Consider the following 22,262-nt stretch of genomic DNA (forward strand, 5'->3'; position numbering starts at 1 on the left):
ACCACGATGTCCATGCCCGTGACGCGGAAGGACCGGCGCGCGTGGATCTACGTCGAGGGCGTGGTCCTGTTGCTGGTCTGCGGGCTGGTGCTGGTGTTGGTGTACCGGCAGTTTCGGGGCGACTTCACGCCCAAGACCGAGCTGACGATGGTGGCTTCGCGGGCGGGCCTAGTGATGGAGACGGGTTCGAAGGTCACCTACAACGGGGTGGAGATCGGCCGGGTGGCCGCCATTTCGGAGATGGAGCGCGACGGCAGGCCGGCAGCGAAGCTGACGTTGGACGTGAACCCGCGCTACGTGGGGCTGATTCCGGCCAATGTGGTGGCCAACATCGAGGCGGCCACCCTGTTCGGCAACAAGTACGTGTCGCTGACCGCACCGGAAAACCCGGCGCCGCAGCGGATCTCGCCGCATGACGTGATTGACGTGCGCTCGGTGACCACCGAATTCAACACGCTGTTCGAGACGATCACGTCGCTGTCCGAAAAGGTGGATCCGGTCGAGCTGAACGCGACGTTGTCCGCGGTGGCGCAGGCGCTGGACGGGCTGGGCACCAAGTTCGGGGCGTCGATCGTCAACGGGAATGAGATCCTTGCGCGCCTGAACCCGCGGATGCCCCAGATCCGGTATGACGTACGGCGATTGGCGGACCTGGCCGATGTCTACAGCAAGGCATCGCCGGATCTGTGGGACTTCCTGCGCAACGTCCTGACCACCGCGCGCACCTTGACCAGACAACAGGGCGATCTGGACGCCGCGCTGTTGGCGGCGGTGGGCGTGGGCCGCACCGGCGAAGACCTCTTCACCCGGGCCGGGCCCTTCCTGGCGCGCGGGGCCGCCGATCTGGTGCCCACCGCCGAGCTGCTCGACACCTACAGCCCCGAACTGTTCTGCATGATCCGCAACTTCCACGAAGCCGCACCCAAAGTCGCGAACGCCGTTGGCGGCAACGGCTATTCGCTCGCGGGATTCGGAACCGTCGCGGGATCGCCCAACCCGTATGTCTATCCGGACAATCTGCCGCGGGTGAACGCTCACGGTGGGCCGGGCGGTCGGCCCGGTTGCTGGCAGACCATCACCCGTGAACTGTGGCCGGCGCCGTATCTGGTGATGGACACCGGTGCCAGCCTCGCTCCATACAACCACCTGGAGCTCGGCCAGCCGATGTTCACCGAGTACGTCTGGGGACGCCAATACGGGGAGAACACGATCAACCCATGACGAGGAACCCATGAAAACCACGGGCACGGCAGTCAAACTCGGCATCTTCTGGTCGGTGCTGCTGCTGTTCACGGTGATGATCGTCGTGGTCTTCGGCCAGGTGCGTTTCGACCGCACCACCGGGTATTCCGCCATGTTCGCCGATGTGAGCGGGCTGCGGGCCGGACAGTTCGTGCGGGCGGCGGGGGTGGAGGTCGGCAAAGTCGCCAAGGTGACGCTGATCGATGGGGACCGGCGGGTGATGGTGGATTTCAGCGTGGACCGCTCGCTGTCACTGGATCAGGCGACGACGGCGTCCATCCGCTACCTGAACCTGATCGGTGACCGCTACCTCGAGCTCAAGCGCGGCAACAGCGGCCGGCGACTGCCCGCGGGCGGCACGATCCCGATCGAGCACACCCAGCCGGCGCTGGACCTCGACGCACTGCTCGGCGGCTTCCGCCCGCTCTTCAAGGCGCTGGACCCGAACAAGGTCAACCGCATCGCCCAGTCGATCATCACCGTGTTCCAGGGGCAGGGCACCACCATCAACGACATCCTCGACCAAACCGCCTCTCTCACTTCGACATTGGCCGGCCGGGACCAGGCGATCGGCGAGGTCATCACCAACTTGAACACGGTGCTGGCCACCGCGGTCAAGCATCAAAAGGAATTCGACCGAACGATCGGCAACCTGGAATTGCTGATCACCGGGCTGAAAAACCGGGCCGATCCCCTGGCCGCGGCGGTGGCACACCTGAGCAACGCCGCGGGAACCCTCGCCGACCTGCTGGCCGAGGATCGTCCGCTGCTGCACGGCACCGTGGGGCACCTCGAGGGCATCCAACGGCCGCTCATCGAGGAGCTGCCGGGACTGGACGCCGTGCTGGCCAAGCTGCCGGAGTCCTACCGCATCATCGGCCGCGCCGGCGGCACCTACGGTGACTTCTTCAACTTCTACCTCTGCGATCTCTCGGTGAAAGTCAACGGATTACAGCCGGGCGGTCCGGTACGCACCATCAGGCTCTTCCAGCAGCCCACCGGGAGGTGCACGCCGCAGTGAGAAGCCTGACGGAATTCAACCGCGGCCGCGTCGGGCTGATGGGCGCGGTGGTCACCGCGCTCGTCGTCGGAGTCGGCCAAAGCTTCACCAGCGTGCCGATGCTGTTCGCCACGCCCACCTACTATGCGCAATTCGCCGACACGGGCGGCATCAGCCCGGGCGACAAAGTGGAAATCGCCGGGGTGAACGTCGGCCTGGTGCGCTCGCTGGAGATCCGAGGCGACACGGTCCTGGTCGGCTTCACGTTGGCCGGCCGGACGATCGGGGTACGCAGCCGCGCGGCCATCCGGACCGACACCATCCTGGGCCGCAAGAACATGGCGATCGAACCGCGGGGTTCGGAGCCGTTGCAGCCCAACGGTGTTCTCCCCGCCGGGCAGAACACGACGCCGTACCAAATCTACGACGCGTTCGTCGATGTCACGAAGGCGGCGACGGACTGGAACATCGATGTCGTCAAACGCTCGCTGAGCGTCTTGTCGGAGACCTTCGATCAGACGGCGCCGCATCTGAGTGCGGCCCTCGACGGCGTCGCGAAGTTCTCGGACACCGTCGGTAAACGCGACGAGCAGATCAAGCAACTGCTCGCGAACGCCGGCAAGATCTCGCGCGTGCTGGGCGATCGCAGCCAACAGTTCAACGGGCTGCTGGTCAACGCCAAGACGCTGCTGGGCGCGTTCCGGGAGCGCAGCCAGGCGTTGAGCATCCTGCTGAGCAACGTGTCGGCGGTATCGACCAACGTGTCCGCCCTGATCCGCGAAAACCCCAACTTCAACCATGTGCTGCAGCAGTTGAGCACGGTCAGCGACGAGCTGGTCAAGCGCAAAAAGGAACTCTCCGAGGTGCTGGTGCTGCTCAGCAGGTACACCGCCGCCCTGGCGGAGGCCGTCGGTTCCGGGCCGTACTTCAAGGCGATCGTGGCCAATCTGGTGCCCTACCAAGTCCTTCAGCCGTTTGTGGACGCGGCGTTCAAGAAGCGCGGCATCGATCCGGAGAACTTCTGGCGCGGCGCCGGGCTGCCCGAATTCCGCTGGCCCGACCCCAACGGCACCCGGTTCCCCAACGGCGCGCCGCCGCCGGCGCCGCCGGTGCTCGAGGGCACGCCCGAGCACCCGGGCCCGGCCGTCCCGCCCGGATCGCCGTGCTCGTACACGCCGGCCGGCGACAGCCCACCACGGCCTGGAAATCCGTTGCCGTGCGCGCTTTCCGACCAAGGCCCGTTCGGCGCGGTCCTCGGCGGGTTCCCGGCGCCGCTGGACGTCCAGGCGTCGCCGCCGAATCCCGGCGGGCCGCCGCCCGCGCCCGGCGTGCCGAGCGCGGGCCGACCCGGTCACGCGCCGCCCGGCGCTCCCGGCACGCCCGCGCCGCTGCCGGCGCACGCGCCTCCCGGCGCCCGCACGGAACCGACGGGGCCGGCCACCGGCGGCCCCGCGCCGCCGCGACCGCCGGCGGGCCAGGCGCCGCCGGGACCGGGCCCGCAGCTGCCGGCTCCCTTCGTCACGCCCGGCGGGACGGGGGGTAGCAGCCAGTGAGCACCATCTTCGACATTCACAACCTCCGGCTGCCGAAGGTGTCCGGCAAGGTGATCGTCGTGGGCGCGCTGGTCGCTGTCCTGGCCGTCCTCGCGGGGGTCGTCGGTGCGCAGCTCTACCGCAAACTGACCACCACCACCGTGGTCGCGTATTTCTCTGAGACGCTGGCGCTGTATCCCGGCGACAAGGTTCAAATCATGGGTGTGCGCGTCGGTTCGATCGACAAAATCGAGCCGGCCGGCGACCAGATGCGAGTCACGTTGCACTACAACAACAAATACAAGGTGCCGACCAACGCGACCGCGTCGATCCTGAATCCCAGCCTGGTGGCCTCGCGCACCATCCAGCTCTCGCCGCCCTATGCCGGCGGCCCGGTGCTCCAGGACGGCGCGGTGATCCCGATCGAGCGCACCCAGGTGCCGGTGGAGTGGGATCAGTTGCGCGACTCCATCAACGGGATCCTGCGGCAGCTCGGGCCGACTGCGCAGCAGCCGAAGGGGCCGTTCGGCGACATCCTCGAGTCGGCCGCGGACAACTTCGCCGGCAAGGGCAAGCGGCTCAACGAAACCCTGAACACCTTGTCCCAGGCGCTGACCGCGCTGAACGAGGGCCGCGGGGACTTCGTCGCCATCACGCGAAGCCTCGCCCAGTTCGTCACCGCGCTGTACCAGAACGATCGGCAGTTCGTCGCACTCAACGGCGACCTGGCCGAGTTCACCGATTGGTTCACCAAATCCGACCATGACGTGGCCGACACGGTCCAGCGCGTCGACGAGGTCGTTGCCACCGCACGAAAGTTCTTGGGCGACAACAGGTCCGTGCTGGCCCACGACGTGAACAACCTCGCCGACGTCACCACCACGATCCTGCAGCCCGACCCGCGCGACGGTCTGGAAACCGCGTTGCACGTGCTGCCCACGTACGCGAGCAACTTCAACAACCTCTACCACCCACTGCAGGGTTCGCTGTCGGGGTTGTTCGCCTTTCCCAACTTCGCCAATCCGATGCAGTTCATCTGCAGTGCGATCCAGGCCGGCAGCCGGCTCGGCTATCAGGACTCGGCCGAGCTGTGCGCGCAGTATCTCGCGCCGGTCATGGACGCCATCAAGTTCAACTTCCCGCCGGCCGGGATCAACTTGTTCAGTTCGGCGGCCACCCTGCCCAAGGACGTGGCCTACTCCGAGGATCGGCTGCGCCCGCCACCGGGCTACAAGGACACCACGGTGCCGGGGATCTTCGCGCGGGACACCCCGTTTTCGCACCGCAACTCCGAGCCGGGCTGGATCGTCGCGCCCGGGATGCAGGGTGAGCAGGTGCAGCCCTTCACGGCCAACATGCTGACGCCGGAATCGCTGGCCGAACTCATGGGCGGACCCGATATCGAGCCCCCGCCGGCGGGGACCAACCTCCCCGGGCCGCCGAACGCCTACGACGAGCGCAATCCGCTTCCGCCGCCGTGGTATCCGCAACCGGGGCCGGGCCAGTGAAGCGGGTGATCGCCGGGGCGGGCCGGCGCGCACTGGTGTTCATCTTGACGGCGCTGGTGCTGACGTCGTGCACCTGGCGCGGCATCGCCAACGTGCCGTTGCCGATCGGCCGGGGCGCGGGTTCCGACCACCTGAGAATCTACGTGCAGATCGAAGATACGTTGGCGCTGAACACCAACAGCCGGGTGCGGGTGGCCGACGTGTGGGTGGGCACGGTGCGCGCCATCACCCTCAACGACTGGACCGCGACCCTGACGCTGGACCTCGACCCGACCGTGCGGTTGCCGGCCAACGCGACCGCCAAGATCGGCCAGACCAGCCTGCTGGGGACCCAGCACGTCGAGCTGGCCGCGCCGCCCAACCCGTCGCCTCGGCCGCTGAAAAGCGGTGACACCATCCCGCTGCAGAACTCTTCGGCCTACCCGAGCGTCGAACGGACGTTGGCCAGCGTGGCGGTGATCCTCAACGGCGGCGGCATCCCGAACCTCGACCTGATCCAAACCGAGGTCATCAACATCCTCGACGGCCACGTCGACCAGGTCCGCGAATTCCTCAGGCAGCTGGACACTTTCGTTGCCGAACTGAACCGCCAGCGCGGTGATCTGACCCGTGCCATCGACTCGAGCAACCAGCTCCTGACCATCTTCGCGAACCGCAACGACACGCTGGAAAAGGTGCTCACCGACATTCCGCCGCTGATTCAGCACTTCGCCGACACCCGCAACCTGTTTGCCGACGCCACCGAGTCCCTCGGGCGGTTCAGCGATGCCGCCAACCGGGCGCTGGCGGATACCCGGCCGAGCCTGCACCAGAGCCTGCAGTCCTTGCAGCGACCGCTGCGCGAACTCGACCGGGGCGCCCCGTATGTGGTCGGCGCGCTGAAACTGGGCCTCACCGCGCCGTTCAACATCGACTACGTGGCCAAGGTGATCCGCGGCGACTACGTCAACGTGTCGGGGGCTCTGGACCTGACGCTTTCCACCATCGACAACACGATGCTGAGCGGGACGGGGTTCTCGGGGGCACTGCGGGCGCTCGAGCAGTCGTGGGGGCGGGACCCGAGCACCATGCTCCCGGATGTCCGGTATACGCCGAACCCGAACGACGCCCCGGGTGGTCCGCTGGTGGAACGGGGCGAGTGAAAGATGTTGACGCGCCTCATCAAAACCCAGCTGGCGCTGCTGGCGGCGGTGGCGGCGGCCGCGGTGGTGGGGCTGGTCTGGTACTACCTGCAGATACCAAGCCTGGTCGGCATCGGCCGCTACACGCTGTATGCCGAGTTGCCTCAGTCCGGGGGCCTGTACCGAACGGCCAACGTCACCTACCGGGGCATCACCATCGGGAAGGTCACCAAGGTCGAACCGACCCAGCGGGGCGCGCGGGCCACGATGAGCATCGACGACGGTTATCGGATCCCGACCGATGCCTCGGCCAACGTCCACTCGGTATCGGCGGTCGGCGAGCAGTACATCGACCTGGTCTCGACGAGCAAGCACGGTCCATATCTGCGTGACGGGCACACGATCACCAAGAGCACCATCCCAAGCCAGATCGGCCCGGCGCTCGACGCAGCCAACCGCGGATTGGCGGTGCTGCCCAAAGGCAAAGTTGCGTCATTGCTTTACGAGACGTCGCAGGCCGTTGGCGGACTGGGACCCGCCCTGCAGCGTTTGGTCGACTCCACCCAGGCGATCGCCCATGACTTCCGGGGCAGCCTCGACGACATCGACGACATCATCACGCGCGCCGCACCCATCATCGACAGCCAGGTCAATTCCGCTGACACGATTGGTCATTGGGCCGCCAACCTGAACACCTTGACCGCGCAGCTCGCGCAGCAGGATTCGGCACTGCGCAGCATTTTGGCCAATGCGGCGCCGACCGCCGAACAGGTCAATGCCGCGTTCACCGACGTGCGGGAGTCGCTGCCGCAGACGCTGGCCAACCTCGAGGTCGTGATCGACATGCTCAAGCGCTACCACAACGGCGTCGAGCAGGCGTTGGTGTTCTTGCCGCAAGGCGGTGCGATCGCGCAGTCGGTGACCTCGGCAGCGCCCGGGATGGCGGCGCTCGGCATCGGTGCCACGGCCCTCAACCAACCACCGCCGTGCCTGACCGGCTTCCTACCGGCGTCGGAGTGGCGGTCACCGGCGGACACCAGCACCGCGCCGCTGCCGGCGGGCACCTACTGCAAGATCCCCCTGGACGCGACGACCGTGGTCCGCGGTGCGCGCAACTACCCGTGCGTGGACGTGCCCGGAAGGCGGGCGGCCACCCCGCGGGAGTGCCGCAGCAACGAGCCCTATGTGCCGGCGGGCACCAACCCGTGGTACGGCGACCCCAACCAGATCCTCACCTGCCCGGCACCGGGCGCGCGGTGTGATCAGCCGGTGAAGCCGGGCCTGGTGATCCCGGCGCCGTCGGTCAACAACGGCCTCAACCCGTTGCCGGCCGACCGGCTGCCGGGCACCCCGCCGCCGGTCAGCGACCCGCTGCAACGGCCGGGTTCCGGCAGCGTGCGGTGCAACGGCCAGCAGCCCAACCCATGCGTCTACGTCCCGAGCGCCGCCACGTCGATCTACGACGTGCAGAGCGGCAAGGTGGTGGGACCCGACGGCGTGGTGTATTCCGTTGAGAATTCCCGGAATATCGGCGACGAGGGGTGGAAGTCGATGCTGGGGACGGCGGGGTGAGTCCTTGGCGTTGGCCCGGTTTCGTCACGCCAGCCACGCGAGTCTCGGCTTGACAGCGGTGCTCTGATTGCCCGCCTCTGAGCGACAACTCCGTTGTTTGCCTTGGTCTTTGCTGTCAGAGGGGCTTTACTGGACGGGTTGACCGCTTCCAGCGATGTACGACCGGAGTCGCACAGCAACCGAAGGCGGAAGGTTGTCGAGGTTGACGCCGCCATTCGTGGCGGATCGCTTCCACTGATGGTCGAGTAAACGCTTGCCCAGTGAGCCGTCCTGCAGCAACCGCGGTCCCCAAATGCGAACTTCTTTGAGCATGCCTCCAGCCCACTCGGCAGTGAAGTGTGTGGGACGGAACTGCTGCACCAGGTTTTGGCCGTTGTAGCCACACGTCATGTCGGCGAGGGTCCCAAGTGGGAGATCGAAGTGCGTACGGTGTGTTCCATTCAGTGAAGCTGTTGTACGTATCTTCTGGCCACCAAGCTCGACGGGTACACCTATCTGGGCGTCACCAGGTCCGGCGTCAGACACCGTGTTGGTGGGAGCCCGGTGGCGGACGAGAATTCCAACGTCACCGTTTTTTCGTAGCGCGATGTCCGCGACGACGCTGGCGTGGTCCGAAGTCCCGGACCTTCTGGGCTCATGCAGTATCGCGACGTCCGTGATCGCATGCTGCAGTGCTGGCGAGACAAAGATGTAATCCAAACGAAAACCGTTGAGGTCGCGTGACTTTCCTGTCTCTTTTTCCTTCCGCTTGGAATACCAGGTGTAATCTCGGGCATCGTTGTGAACTCGCCGCCAAGCGTCGACAAACCCAAGCTCGACGAGACTCGTCATGTAGCGCGACATCACGAACATCTCGCCTTCAGTATCAATCCGAAACCCGGTGTTGAGGTCACCCATAATGATCGTCCGGTCGTCCTTGTGATCAAGGGCGTACTTGACGGTGTGTTTCCAAAGCAGTTCCTTGCGCTTAGCCCCGGAGATGGCGTGAGCGTCCGTGAACTTATGGTCGGGAGTGCCCGGGATGTGCACGGCGAGCACGTCGAGGTCGAACTCGTTGAGACGCACGGTAAGCCAGCGTTCAGGGTCAATGTCGGGTGTGTATCGGTCGGCGGCATGCTCGAGCTGCCATTTGCTCGCGACGAGAAGGCCGTTTTGATTGCCCTCGGGATTGGATGTCGTGATGAACGAGTACCCGAGGTGCTCGAGATGGGCTCTGAGAACTGGCTCGTTGCGACTCCGGAACTCGGTGAGTACCAACATGTCGGGATCTGTCGCTTCGATGTGGCGGCAGATCGCAACGATCCGCGATCCACCGCCGTGGCCGATATTCCAGTTGAGAAACCGCACTGCGCCACCACCGTTCGAGAACTAATTTCGAATTAATCTGCGACGAGACCCAAGCGCTCAGTTAGGAATCCGACTACCGCGGGACCGGCGATGATGTGATGTTCACCGTCGTCGGCTCGTCGCATCCACTGGTGCTTGTCTTGTTCGACAACCACGGTGTGTACGGGATCGGCCCCGATGAGCATGCCTCGCGTCAACAGGAAACGCCCATGTTGCCGAGCCTCGCGTCGAGTTGGTCGGCGCATCGTGGCGCACGCAACACACAGCCAGAGATTTGCGTGCGGTATACGAACACATCTCCTGCAGATGGACGTTCCGCAGCAATCGCACCGAACCATGCCGTCAACACAAACTGTGCAGGTTCTTTCGCCGCAGTAATCGCATCGCATTCTGTCCGGACCGAAATGACCCTCCCGGTCGATGACACCCTCGGCTAGTGGAACCCGTGTGGCGCTGTCGTATCGTTGCGCGTCGATCTCACCCGGCGCGACGTCCGCCTCGTGGCGCCACATGTAACCGTCGTCGATGGTGACCATTTCCTCGATGTGGGCACCGATAACGACCGAAGTTCGCGATTCCGCTAGCTTCAGCTGCTTCCTAAGCTGCGAGCCAAAGTTGTTAGGCAGCATGCCAACCTCGGGCATGACAACCTGCGCTCCGGGCAACCAGGCCCTCAGTGCGTCCTGGGTTGTACGTGGATACTCTTGTCGCGAGATCGGTACGATGGATCCCATTGCGCGCACCTTGCGCGCGACGTGCGTTGCATTTGACACCGACGAGAAGACGATCTTGTTCGGGTCGGTGAAAACACTGACTTCGTCCGCGTCACCAATGCCAAGCCAGCGGGCCAGTGCCGTCGCGGCGGTAGCTTGCTGCGAGCCCGAGACGGCGTACCACTCCGCGCGACCATCCACTCGGACGCCAAGAGCAAGGAACGAGGCCATGCCGACGACGGCGACTTCTATTGCCTCTGCCGCCGCATACTTGTGAACCGTAGGCACCGGCTCCCATGCTTCCGCGATCCAGGACGGCGTCGCGACGCCGCCGCCCCAGTGGGTTACCCTCTGCTGCAGCTCATTTCCTTCGTGCTTGCGCACGATTATCCCGGAATCTACAAGGAGAGCATCGTGGCCAACGCGATGCCATCGCATTATGAGTTTGACCGAATGTGGTAGAGGCACCGCCGCGATGGCGCGCTCGACTTGAGGCGGCATTATGCCGGCGGTGCGTGGCAGTTGTGTCACCTCGGGAAAATCACGACCAACCAATCGCGAGAGATCACCGTCGGTATTGACGAAGGGCGTTGTGCTTCGACCAGACAACTCGAGATCAGTTATAGACCATACGGCGTAGAAGAGGCGCCCTGATTGCAGAACAATATGGGGTGCTTCGGCGCCAGGCTCGTGATCGATCGGTTCCGCAACGGGAACAACTTGTCTTTGTAGCGCCTGGCTCGCGGACAGGCGTAACTTGTAAGCATCGTCAATCGTGCGTCGACGGAACACAACCCATCTCTCGATGGAGCCATTGCGAATGACCGCCTGCTCGACTATGCCGCCTCGGTTGATCAGAATCGTTGTCGCGTTCTCGTCGTAGCCGCAGAGAATGGTGGCGCCCGCGGCAGCAAGCTCCGCAGGCAGCATCCGCACCTGCTCTTCAGCCCCGGGCGCGAGCCGAGCACATGCTGGGCACAATTCACCGGTTCGACACGACGAACACATCTCCCGATCGCAGATCGGACAAGCCTGCACCTCGGGATCACGGCCGCAGTCCGAACACGCTCGGTCACTGCACATTACGCATAGCGCGCCTGGTGCCGCGTGGTCCACGGAAAGACAGCGTGGGCATACGGATGCCGAGCAGCCCGGGCATGCGATCGTCGCCCGGTGATCGACCTCATCACATTCCACGCATGACCAGGTGCCGCAGGACGCACACAACGCAGCCGTGCCGGCCCGGTAGAAGTGGCCGTCCCGGCAGACGCCAAAATCCGCATCGGGGACCGGGCCAACCGGCTTCCCGTCGAACGCTCGGTAGTCGTGCGTTGCGGTGCCGTGTCCGCGCCACGTCTCATGGATTTCGAACCCGTTGCGCACAACGCGCGTAAAGGATCGCTGTGCGTGTTCGAGTATGGCGCGATTCAGGACGACTGGCAGCGCCGCGGGTAGTTGCGCCGAATCGCTCTGCACGCCAAGGGCCGCCAGCGAGGCGTGGTCTGCCGGTACCAGCTGCGTTTCTGCGTCGACTTCCGCAAGCTCGGCAACTGGCCGGATAACGCGGTCGACAAGCTCACATTCGCTGGGAGAGGGGAACGGACCGGCCATGGCAGACGCCTCGTTGGCTCGCCGGCCTATTCGCCCACCGGGCGTGCTCAGCGACTGCAGGATGCCGAACCAGGCGAGCTGTTCCGCGGCGGAGGTTCCCTCCGGGACCGCGATCCATTGGGCAGCTTCTCCATCGATATCGGCGTTGACCAGAACAGCTTCGTTCCTGCCCGCCAAAGAGACTCGTATCGCGTCAAGCTCGGCCTCTGCGAGCGCCGGGTCCCCGAGAGATGCCGCTTGCCACCGCAATAGTGTGGAGCACTCGCCAATTGTTTCCAGGCTGTCGTCATCGGCGACCAGCGAGACCTGCTCGACGAGGCGTTTCTCTTCGAGGTAAGCATCAGTAAACCTGGATCGACGGGTAACCAGGACGGCAGGCGGAGCCGGAGGCGGAACCTCGCTACGGAGCTTCTCCAAAAGCGGCGCGAGCTTCGCCACCTTTTCGCCGACGACCGACGGCTCGTCATATTCGGGTAGATCGCTGATCGCAGAGTCCTCGATCGAAGATCCGCAGCCTTCGGCGACTGAAAATTCAACCTCCGCCGTCTCAGAAGTGCGCAGCTGCAGGCGGTTCGGATCGACGTACGGTGGACGGCCGCTGTGGTCGTGTAGGACCAGCCCGCTGTCGGCCGGCAAGCCGTTACGCACGGCGTAGGACCGGGTCCGGATGCGGTTGGGGTCCTCAATGTCCTCATCGGGTACCACCAACGCGGAGTCCGATTGATCCGGCCACATCAGCTCGGCAGCACGTTGACCGACAAGAAGCGCTACACCTTGATTGAGCCGCCACCCGATGGCGAAGTCCCGGTCAAGTTCTGGTGCTCGCTCGGGTGATGCGCATCGGCGACACAGTCCGCCGGTCTCCGCACGGCATGCACCGCAGCTCGAAACGGCGCAGACAGGGCACTCCGCGAATACCGCGTCATCGCCACACGCGACGCACAAGGCGGCGTCGCACGAGCCGCAACGAGTGACCTCAGACTCGTCAACGAAGTGGGCCTGAGAGCAAAGCGCCAATACCTCGATGGGTTGCTGCGAAGCATCGCTCTCGACTTCCGGCGGTTCGGAGAAACCCCACTCGTACGTCAGGGTCGCCTCTACGTCTCCTTCTGCGCCCCAGGTCTCTTCGACCATCCAGTCGTCCTCATCGAGGATGACTGCCAGCAGTTTGGCGCGTGCTCGGACGTCGGGTTGTCGGCTGAGTCGGCGCTCCTCGGAATCCAGTGCTCGTCGCAACCGGACCTTGTCTTCGCGTGGCGCTTCCGCGATCTGCGCCTGGTAGCCGCTACGTATCCGATCAAGTTCGATGCGCTGCTCCCGCAAGACCTGTTCGGCTCGGTCGCATCGGAGCACCTCGAGCTGGCCGGCGGCCTTTTGTTCGAACGCGGCCACGACGTCGGATGGCATGTTGAAGGCTGATGGCAGGGTCTCGCCGTCGTTGAGTGGACGACGCGGTAACCGTACCTCGTTGTCTCCGCTGATCTCTGCGGTGATGATGTGCTCGGTCGTCTCCGCTTCGCCAACCGTCGCACGAAATGTGGCGTGCCCATTCCACGTACCCGCCGGAACGAGCCGGCGCCGCATGAGCCTGGTGCTCGACGCGTGCCGGAACGGGCTCGGGCCGGGGTCAGCTGGGATCACCGGGACGGTGGCGTGCATGTCGCCGCGCGTCCGCAGCAGCCCGAGAAGCTCATCGAATACCGGCGAGCCCACCGCGCAGAGTTCGGCATCGGGATGGTGTTCCAGGCCGAATCGATCGAAGGCGAGATGCATCAGGGCCCGGCCCCCGAGTTCTTCCTCGAACTCTTCATGAAACTGCACGGTCAGGAAGGCGCCCTCACCGTCACCAGTGTCGTGGAGTATCTGTGTTCCAAGCGCGGCCAGTACCTTTCTGACCCAGGTTTGCACTCCTCGCTGGCGTCGTCGCGCGCGTTCGCTGACCTCGGGCATGAGTTCGGCACTGCCCGCTTTGGTGAGTTCCTTGCGATGCTCGAATGCGGACGCCATCCAGTTGCTCAGGCCGGTGTCGGCGGCGATGAGCGTTCCGGCTCGTTCGCGGGCGTCGACGAGTTCGGTACCCAGTTGGGCGAGCAGCCGCTCCATTTTGGAGTCATTTTCTGCGAAAAGCGCGTCCAGGACCCGTGTTTCGAACGATGCGGATTTGGAATCGTCGAGCTCGCCCAGGATCGTCGTGACTTGCCCGAACAAGAGCTCGAACATTCGTAGCTTCTCAGCGAGCAGTTGGTAGACGCTTTGGTCGATTGTTCCGCGGGCGTAGAGGTTGGCGACGAACACCTCGTCTCGGGGTTGCGTCAGCCGGTCGACACGTCCGATGCGTTGCTCGATGCGCATGGGGTTCCACGGCAGGTCATAGTTCAGGACGCAGTTGCAGAACTGCAGGTTTTGGCCCTCGGCGCCGGCGTCGGTCGAGATCATGACCGGCGCTTCACCGGACCTGAACGCCGCGATGGTGGCCGCACGCTCGCTCGCCGACATCGATCCATGGAACGCGCGTGCGGTGAGGCCCTCGGCATCCATGCGGCGCAGCAGCCCGGTGACGGTGTCGGTGTGCTGGGTGAAGATAAGTACTCGCCCGTGCTCCCGTATCCAATTGTGGGTGATGTCTAGAGCTTTGTTCTCCCGGGCGGAACCCGATATGTCCATGGCAAGATGACCGACCTCGGCCAGCACCGCGCGGACGCGGTCGTCCGGGTGCCGCTCGGCCATGCGGAGCGCCGTCGTTCCCATCGAGAACGGGCTCGCCGTGAGACGCAGTGCAAGGCTGCGTCTTCGCATTGTGTCGCCGGAGCTCACCATGACATTGCGAAGCAGATCAGTACTCAAAGCGTAGAGTTCGCGTTCCCGCGCGCCGAGTTCGATCGGCACGTCAACCGCTCGTCGGATGACGCGATCGACCCCGGCCTGGGCGCGTGTCGTGCGGATCATGGCGCTGCTGATGAGGCGGCGCAACGCAGCGGGGTCGCTTGGCTGCCGCAGGTCGTAGCCTCGCATGAACTCGCGCTTGAAGGCGCTGACCGACGTGAAGGTACCGGGCCGTAGCAATTCGACCAGCCGGTACAACTCCAGCAGATCGTTCTGAACCGGCGTGGCGGTCAGGAAAAATGCGTAACGGCAGGCAGTGGTCAACGCGGTGATCAGTTCGCGTCGCTTGCGCGCGCCCGCCCCGGCCGCGCGGTGCGCCTCATCCACAATGACGATGTCCCAGGGCTGTTTGGTCAGCTTCTCAACATGGCGAGTGCCCAGGGCCAGGCTGACGATGAGCTTGTCTTGGTTGCCGATATCCGGTCCGTGGTAGGCCACGGCGAACGGGAGGTCGAACTTCTGGTTCATTTCCTCCCGCCACTGGTCGCGAAGTGGCGCAGGGCATATCACGAGCACGCGCTTCGCCAGACCGCGCAGCGTCAACTCCTTGACGGCGAGGCCGGCCTCGATGGTCTTGCCGAGGCCGACCTCGTCGGCCAAGATGGCGCGCCCGCGCAATCGGGACAGCGCATGACGTGCGACGGCCGCTTGGTGCGGCATGCGGTCGACGTTGGCGACGTCGACAGCGAGCAACTCTTCGAAGTCGTCGAGGGTCGCCAATTCTTCGCCCTGCAGCCGTAACTCGACCAGTTCCAGCGGGTCGAAGCCTGCTGCCTTGAGTTGCTCGCTGAGAAGTTCGCGGGCTTCCGTCAAAAAGCCCATGGTTCGGGTGGGCCCGGATCCCCAGTCGTACTTGTCGTCGGAATGGAATTGGCGATCGACGGTTGCTCGTCGGCGCGCCGCTTTTGATCCCGCGGGAACCTTTGACGGCGTCGTGGGCGGTGCGACCGGGCGGGTGATTTGCATCTCGGAGCCGGGGGGCAACAAGAGCAGCCGGTAGGTCTGGTCGACCTGGCGAAGGCGCAGCAGCCCGCCTACTTGGCCATAATCCTGGAGCCGCTCGGTGAGCTTGTCCCCGGTGAGTTGTCGGCTGCGCCCGCTCCACTGGGCGCCGAACGTTTCGCCTTCGAGCTCGATGTCGATCGTCGTGCTGTGTTCAGGCAAAGCCAGTTCGGTGCGTTCGCGCGGCGTAAGCACGAGCGCACCTACCTCGAGGAACGGCTGAGTGATTCGTTTCTCAATCATCTCGTTTTAACGAAACTCCGAGTGTTTGGGCGCCGACGGGAGTCAGCACCAGTGTTTGGTAGGACGTACGAGAGCCGTCGCGTTCGACAGCGCGTCGATCGATGAGGCCTTTCTCCAGAAGCCGGGCGAGGGCTTCGTCCCAGCGTTTCTCGCTATTGCGGACATGCCGCAGCGCACCGAATTGAGGACAACTGAGCACGCCCTGGCCGAGTGGTCGTCCCTCGCCGAGGGATTCCTTGCCAAGGACTGCAGCGCGTAGGCTCGCCTCCCCATAGGAGCCGCGGCGGAATGCCGACGCCCACGCCACCGCTTGCAGTACCGTGAGCTCGGCATTGATCAGCAGTTCAGGATCGGCGACTTGGTGATCGGGCAATGACGACCACGGTGCTGGCTGTCCGCTGCAGATGTCGCAGGCCACGATGGCGCGGCCCGCGCAGTCGGCCACGTCGTCACCGAAATGCCGGCCGACGATCACTCGGCGACAGTCCGACTCGTTTGTGGCGTAGTCGATCATGGCTTGGAGGCGACGTTGCTGCCACGACTTCCAGCGCTTCGACTCATTGGCAAGCGCGTCTGCGGGAGCATCCCGCTTGAACAGCTGAACGCGGCGAAGCCGGCGAGAGCTGGAGAAGGTGACGAGGCGGTCCAGCGACCACTCGATGAGTCGCTGCTCCAGCTCGTCGGGGTCGTAACCGCGTTGCTCTTTGAGCTGCTGAAAGTCCAGCTGTATCCGGACATTTGGGCGGGCTCGGTGGTGTTGGTAGAAAAGTTCGCGGAAGAAGCGGCGTTCCTCTTCGCGCTCCGGCTCTCGAAAGCCGACGTCGACCGTCGCGCGTGCCGAGCAGTCGAGGCCCTGCTCCAGCACGCCCACTCGCTCGAGCTGGGCCAGTTGAACATTGAGCTCGTCGTCGTCGATTCCGAGGGAGTCGGCCATCTCGTCGACGTCGAAGACCCTGCTCTTCCCCCGCTCGGGGCACTTCCACAGCTCATTGAGCAGCCGTTGGGCCAACGCTGCATCGGTTTTCGCGTCGTGGGCATGGACGAGTCGACGGCGCCGGGCGAGATCACCGTTGGTGTACAGCAGCAGGCACTCGCCGGTGAGATCTCGCTGTCGCGCGGCCCGGCCCGCTTCTTGCGCATAGCCGTCGAGCGAGTCGGGCAGGTCGTAGTGCACCACCCAGCCGATGTTCGGCTTGTTGATTCCCATGCCGAACGCCTTTGTCGCGACGATGATGCGGGTGATGTCCGAGTCGAAGTCCTCTTGGACTGCGTCGCGCTGCTCCGGGACCATCCCGGCGTGATAGGGCCGTGCGGCGTGACCGGCACGCCGCAGCAGTGAGGCGATCTCTTCAGCGAGCGCCCTACGGGTCACGTACACGATGCCGGGATCGCTTCCCGACCAGGTCACGAACCGCAGGAGTTCACGGACCCGCTCTCTGTCGTTGGCGCACCGAATGACCCGGAATCGTAGATTCGGCCGGTCGCTGGGTTCGCGCACCGTCGTGGGTTCGCGCATCGCCATGGAGGCGGTGATGTCCGTCTCGACTTCGGGCGTGGCGGTCGCCGTCAGGCCGGCCCGCGGCGGCCGGGTGCTGAACGTGGCAACCGAGGCCGGCACCTGACGGAATTCGGGCCGGAAATCATGTCCCCACACCGAGATACAGTGCGCCTCGTCGACCACAACCCGGTTGAGCTCTTGGCGGCCCAGCGCTCCGCGCAGCACGGGGTCGCGCGCCAGCCGTTCCGGCGAGACGTACAGCAGTCGTACCTTTCCGTCGGCGGTGTCGCGGAGGATCTCGGTCTGAACCACCCTCGATGTGGTGCCGGTGATCCCCTGGACGGGGCGAATGCCGCGACGCCCACGCAGGTCGTTGACCTGATCCTTGATGAGTGCGACCAGCGGTGAGACGACGACGGTGGCTCGTGCGTCGGGCGCGAGCAACGCGGGGAGCTGGAAGCACAGCGATTTGCCGAAGCCGGTCGGAAGCACCGCGAGGAAATCTTTGCCTTCGATGAATGCCCGCATCACCTCTAGTTGCTTGGGGTGCAGTTCGGTTATCCCGAACAGCTTTTCAGCGGCTTCGACAAGTTTCGTCGTCGGATCTTCACCGGCCACCAGGCGCAAACTTTCCAGCAGCTGCGTGACGTCATCGCGTCCGAAGGTGATCGCGGTGGACAGGTCGGGCGCCGTGCCGGTGACGAACTCGATCGCACGGGTCCAGGCGTCGTCACGGTCGAGTGCTTCATGGATGGCGGGGCTCGGCAGTGATTCGAGAATGACTCGCCGCGCCTGCGTCGGGGCGTGCATCCGCCGATCACACAGCAGTGCCGCACCCCGGTCGGTCTCGTTGCGCACCAGCCGCCCGAAACCTTGGGTGAATTGCATGGCGGTCATCGGCAGTACGTAGTCCAAGAACGGGTCACCGCCGCGATCGGCGATGGCGCGCTGCCGCGCGGAGATCAGGGGATCGTCGGGGTGAGGGTAAGGCGGCTTCTCGATGAACAAATACGAGAGGGTCTCTCCGGGGGCGTCGAAACCCTCCCAGTACGAACGCAACCCGTACAGGACGGTTCCGTGTTCGTTGCGGAAGCGGCGCTGAATTTGCGAGCGGCCCAGTTCACCTTGGACGAGCAGTTCCACTCCCCGCTGCGCCAGTTCGGCGGCGCGGGTCCGGACGCCGGCGGCAACGGCCTCCATGCGGGTTCGCGCCGCGAAGAGGGTGAGCGTCTTACCACCCGAAAGCGAAAGAAACCCAGTCTGGTCCGCGGCCATCTCTTCGCAGAATTCGCGTTCGTTGACGGGGATGGGAACCGGAAGGTGGTTGGTCAAAATCATCAACGATTGCTTCGAGTGGTCGAATGGCGATGCGAGTCGCAGCGCTCGGAAGGTTCGTTCGTCCGGCTCGGGATGGATGTCGATGCCGAGCCGCGACGCGATGTAGTCGAAGCGGTGTTGGACCGTCAATGTGGCCGAGCAGAGGACGGTCGAATGCGTCTTGTCGACGACCTCCTGCTGAAACTCCGGGAACACATGGACGGGGATGCGCTCATACGTCCAGGCCGCGGAATCCTCCTCTTCGGCGGCGAGGCGGTACACCCACAAATGGCTATCTGGTAGCTCACGCATGGTGTCGAGCAGCTCGATTGCCGTGTCGAGCCGTTCGGAGTAGCCGCGCAGCCGTCGTCGCGCCGATCCGGTGCCATTGACACCGACCAGGGACTCCTTGAGCGCTGCAACCGCTTTGGCGAGTTGAATCAGCCAATAGCGCACCCCGGTGGCGGTTTGGCGCAGCGTCCGGAATTCGGGTCGGCCGTTGACGACACCGGAGCGCAGCACCACGGCGTCTGACTTGCCGGCGTACTCGTGCAGGTAGGTTTCGATTGCCTGGGCGAATTCCGCACCCGATGAACGCACTTGCGCGGTGCTGGTTGCGATGGCCTGACTCGCCGCGGTGAACGACGGGCCGGCGCCGGCGCGTGAGCGGATGCCTCGCATCAGTTTTGAACGGGGTGACAGGCTGTTGACGAGTATGTCGACTTCGAGGGCGTCGACCCGTTCGGTCCACGCGGCCGTCAAAGAATCCTCGAGGCCGTGCGCCTCGTCGAATACCAGATCTGCGCGGGACTCGGCGAGGACGTCGCCCGGGGCATGATCGGTCTTCACCCAGCTGGCGATGAGCGCGTGATTTGCCGACACCACGCCGGGTGTCTTGTCCAGGCCGTTGAGCTGCTGGGTCAGCGGACATACCTGTGCCCAACTACAATTCGTTCGGTCGCAGCCGCCGGCGTTTGTCCGCAGCCGCGCCCGGGTGCGCGCATAGCGGGTGTCCCGACGCCGGACGATGTCGTCGGTGACGTCGTCCCAGGTGCCCGTCGGAGATACGGCGATGGCGCGCAGCGCGATCGCGAGCGCGAGCGCGGAAGATTCGCGGTCGGACAGTGCATCTTCGAGCTCGCGGGTACAGACGTAGTTGCCGACACCTTGGATCTGCCGGAAGGGGGCGGCCAGTAGCCCTTCGTCTTGCAGACGTGTTGCCTCGTCGCGCAACTGACTCTGCAGGGCCTTGGTGGCGGTCGCGAGGACAACCGGTTGTCCTGGTCGCGAGGCGCGCCCAATCGCGGGCAACAGATAGGCCAGCGATTTGCCGGTCCCGGTCGGGGCCTCCACCGCGAGGCGCCCGCCACGATCGAACACCTCGCCCACGGCACGTGCCATCTCCTGCTGCGCGGCACGGGGGCGGAGCTCGCGCCGGGACTGCAAGACTGCGAAGGCGTCGCGGGTGGCCGACCATGCGTCGGCCGCGGGGGAATTCGACGGGACGAGCAGGGGATCGGGCCGGCGAGTCAACGTCGACAGTTCCGGCTTTGACGCCAGTGGCGGCAGCAACGACACGAGCGGATGATCGAACGTCTCGAGGACACCGATCGCAAGTTGCCAGCTGGGGTCATCCGGATCGATCGCGTCCAGCAGCGCGCGAACAACCGACGCGGTGGCGGTCGCGTCCGACAGGGCGCGATGGGTGTCATGGTGAACGATCTCGAATCGCTGCGTCAGGTCCGCCAGTGAGCGGTTGGGCATTGCGACGTCGAAAAGGGTTGCGAGATAAAGGCTGTCGATGCACAACGGAAAACGGGGGGGATCGACGTCGGCTCGGTCGGCCGCCTTGTCGAGGAACGGCCGGTCGAAGGCGAGCAGATTGTGGCCGACAACGAGGTCGGTCTCCGCCAGGTGGGCTTCGAGCAATCGCAGTGCGTCATCGAGGGGAAATTCCGCACTGATGCTCTCAGTTGGTCGGGCGACACCGTCTGGGAGTTGGACCATGATGCTCGCAAGCGGTGTGCCGTCCAACCGCACCAGCCCAAGCTCGGAGACGAAGTCCGTGGTGGGGTCGAGCCCCGTGGTCTCGATGTCGAGGACGGCGACACGATCAACTGGGGCGCGGTGAACATTGGTGGGCCGGTACCAGTCGCCGTCGTCGTGTGCATCTCCCGGCTCGGCGATCGTCATGTCGGGGGCGTCGGACGCAATGGACAGTAGGCCGTCGGCGGTCAGGTGGAAGCGGTGCGGAAAGCGATCCGGCAGTTGGGCGAGGCTCTCGATCGATTTGGCGAAACCCTGCGACCGCAGCGACTCTTTCAGATCGGCCGCGGATAGTGGTCCGCGTTCGGCAAGGATTCGATGGGCCGCCTCGATGGCCGGGGGCAGCGGCTTCGAAGGTATCGTCACGGTGCGCCTATGGGGTGCAGTACGTCCCGTTCGGCCAGGTCGCGACTGTTTGGCCCGGTTCGAACGCAGGGTTTTGGGCGGACCAGGGGTCCGGTCGCGGGCGGCCACCCTCGGGCTCGCCTTCGATCTTCGACAGGTTCTGGTCGTTCTGGAGATCGAGGAAGCGCCCCACGAAGGACTCGTAGTGGTTCAGGACGCCGTTAGGGACACCGCATGTATCCATGACACCTCCCGCGAGGAAGCTGGTACTGCCACGCAGGCGACCATACTGGTGGCGGCCGACATATTTTGCGCGTTGTTCAATTTTTGTCCAAGGAGTGGGTGGGCGGGCGCCTGGAAGCTAGGCGTGATCGGGGACGAGCGTGCGGTCGGAAGTCGAGGAGAGGCCGTGACGTTGACGCATCGCCTGTAGGCAACGTTGTCGGCGTGTCTGGATCCTGCGATCGGGGCAACTTCAGTCAAGTAGCCAAGCCCCGAGTCTTTGCCCGAGGGGCCTTCTGGCGACACGCCCAATCACACCACACCGCAACGCACCGATGTAGTGGCCGTTGAGCCGGTTGAGCCGCGCGACGATGCTGGCCAACAGGGCATTGTCCATGTGCAGATTGAACGGAATTTCGTGGAAAAGCGGATCGCCCCCGGAGGCGAGCGACATGGTCGGTAGCAAGTCGATGGTGCCGATCAGCTCGGTGAGGAACCGATCGACGCCGTCCAGTGATCGGTCCACAAGGTGGGCGGTGTTCTCGATGACGCGGGAAACTTGTCGGGAGCCGAGACGCCCCGGACGCGCCGGGCCAGGTGCAGGTGGGCGGCGTAGAACTCCATGATCGTGTCGGCCGCACCGACGATGCCGTCGGCGCCGGAGTCGCATCCCCCGGTGCCGAACACCGATCTCAAAGCCGGTGACCGTAAATAGCTGTCAATGCCGTTGACGCGGAGCTCGATGTCGGTGACGGTGTCGCGCACCAGCGCGGTCAACTCGTCGACTGTGGTGATGCGGTCCCCGGACGGCGGCGCGTGGCCGATGCGGTGATGGTGAAGCTCCTGGCGCAGTGCGGCTTTGCGCTGAACGAGCACTGAGCCGAACGCCGCCCACTCCCAGTAGGCGGGTCGGTCGCGGATGAGCCGTGCCAAGTCGTCGGCGGTATGGGCTATTTCGGCGAACCGGAGATCGTCGTCGGCTGTAGTCGTATCGTCGGTTGGGCCGTCGTGCCGGCTCGCCCATTCATCGGTCACGGATCAATGATGCGAGGGCCTACCG

The 22,262-nt window shown here is 64.9% G+C and carries 11 protein-coding genes; 6 read left to right on the forward strand and 5 right to left on the reverse strand.

Annotated features, from left to right (window positions below; all coding sequences use genetic code 11):
* Positions 1 to 6 precede the first annotated feature (6 nt).
* The 6 genes from AC5Y43_RS18370 to AC5Y43_RS18395 are packed head-to-tail and all read left to right on the forward strand — an operon-like array spanning position 7 to position 7,975.
* On the forward strand, positions 7 to 1,221 hold the full coding sequence (locus AC5Y43_RS18370; protein WP_499974994.1) for an MCE family protein: 1,215 nt from the start codon (positions 7 to 9) through the stop codon (positions 1,219 to 1,221).
* A 10-nt stretch (positions 1,222 to 1,231) separates the two neighbouring features.
* Positions 1,232 to 2,263 carry a virulence factor Mce family protein gene (locus tag AC5Y43_RS18375; RefSeq protein ID WP_499974763.1) on the forward strand — a complete coding sequence of 344 codons (1,032 nt, stop codon included), beginning with the start codon at positions 1,232 to 1,234 and terminating at the stop codon, positions 2,261 to 2,263.
* A complete protein-coding gene (locus AC5Y43_RS18380) occupies positions 2,260 to 3,795 on the forward strand; it encodes a virulence factor Mce family protein (protein ID WP_499974765.1) in 1,536 nt (511 codons plus the stop codon). The genes AC5Y43_RS18375 and AC5Y43_RS18380 overlap by 4 nt, the downstream gene beginning before the upstream one ends.
* Entirely contained in the window at positions 3,792 to 5,282 is a 1,491-nt protein-coding gene (locus AC5Y43_RS18385) for a virulence factor Mce family protein (RefSeq protein ID WP_499974767.1), read from the forward strand. The genes AC5Y43_RS18380 and AC5Y43_RS18385 overlap by 4 nt, the downstream gene beginning before the upstream one ends.
* Complete coding sequence (locus AC5Y43_RS18390; protein WP_499974770.1) at positions 5,279 to 6,424, forward strand: virulence factor Mce family protein; 1,146 nt, start codon at positions 5,279 to 5,281, stop codon at positions 6,422 to 6,424. Before AC5Y43_RS18385 ends, AC5Y43_RS18390 begins: the two co-directional genes overlap by 4 nt.
* A 3-nt stretch (positions 6,425 to 6,427) precedes the next feature.
* Positions 6,428 to 7,975 carry an MCE family protein gene (locus AC5Y43_RS18395; RefSeq protein WP_499974772.1) on the forward strand — a complete coding sequence of 516 codons (1,548 nt, stop codon included), beginning with the start codon at positions 6,428 to 6,430 and terminating at the stop codon, positions 7,973 to 7,975.
* A gap of 126 nt (positions 7,976 to 8,101) precedes the next feature.
* On the opposite strand, the gene AC5Y43_RS18400 is transcribed toward AC5Y43_RS18395, so the two are convergent.
* From AC5Y43_RS18400 to AC5Y43_RS18420, 5 genes are all read right to left on the reverse strand, one after another.
* On the reverse strand, positions 8,102 to 9,322 hold the full coding sequence (locus AC5Y43_RS18400; RefSeq protein ID WP_499974774.1) for an endonuclease/exonuclease/phosphatase family protein: 1,221 nt from the start codon (positions 9,320 to 9,322) through the stop codon (positions 8,102 to 8,104).
* Between the two features lie 32 nt (positions 9,323 to 9,354).
* Positions 9,355 to 15,774, reverse strand: a complete 6,420-nt coding sequence (locus tag AC5Y43_RS18405; protein WP_499974776.1) for a DEAD/DEAH box helicase — start codon at positions 15,772 to 15,774, stop codon at positions 9,355 to 9,357.
* Entirely contained in the window at positions 15,767 to 21,001 is a 5,235-nt protein-coding gene (locus tag AC5Y43_RS18410; protein ID WP_499974777.1) for a RecQ family ATP-dependent DNA helicase, read from the reverse strand. The genes AC5Y43_RS18405 and AC5Y43_RS18410 overlap by 8 nt, the downstream gene beginning before the upstream one ends.
* 454 nt (positions 21,002 to 21,455) lie before the next feature.
* Complete coding sequence (locus tag AC5Y43_RS18415) at positions 21,456 to 21,728, reverse strand: hypothetical protein (RefSeq protein ID WP_499974779.1); 273 nt, start codon at positions 21,726 to 21,728, stop codon at positions 21,456 to 21,458.
* Positions 21,683 to 22,237, reverse strand: a complete 555-nt coding sequence (locus AC5Y43_RS18420) for a hypothetical protein (RefSeq protein WP_499974780.1) — start codon at positions 22,235 to 22,237, stop codon at positions 21,683 to 21,685. The genes AC5Y43_RS18415 and AC5Y43_RS18420 overlap by 46 nt, the downstream gene beginning before the upstream one ends.
* Positions 22,238 to 22,262: the final 25 nt, after the last annotated feature.

It is taken from the genome of Mycobacterium sp. NGS57, from assembly GCF_059812405.1.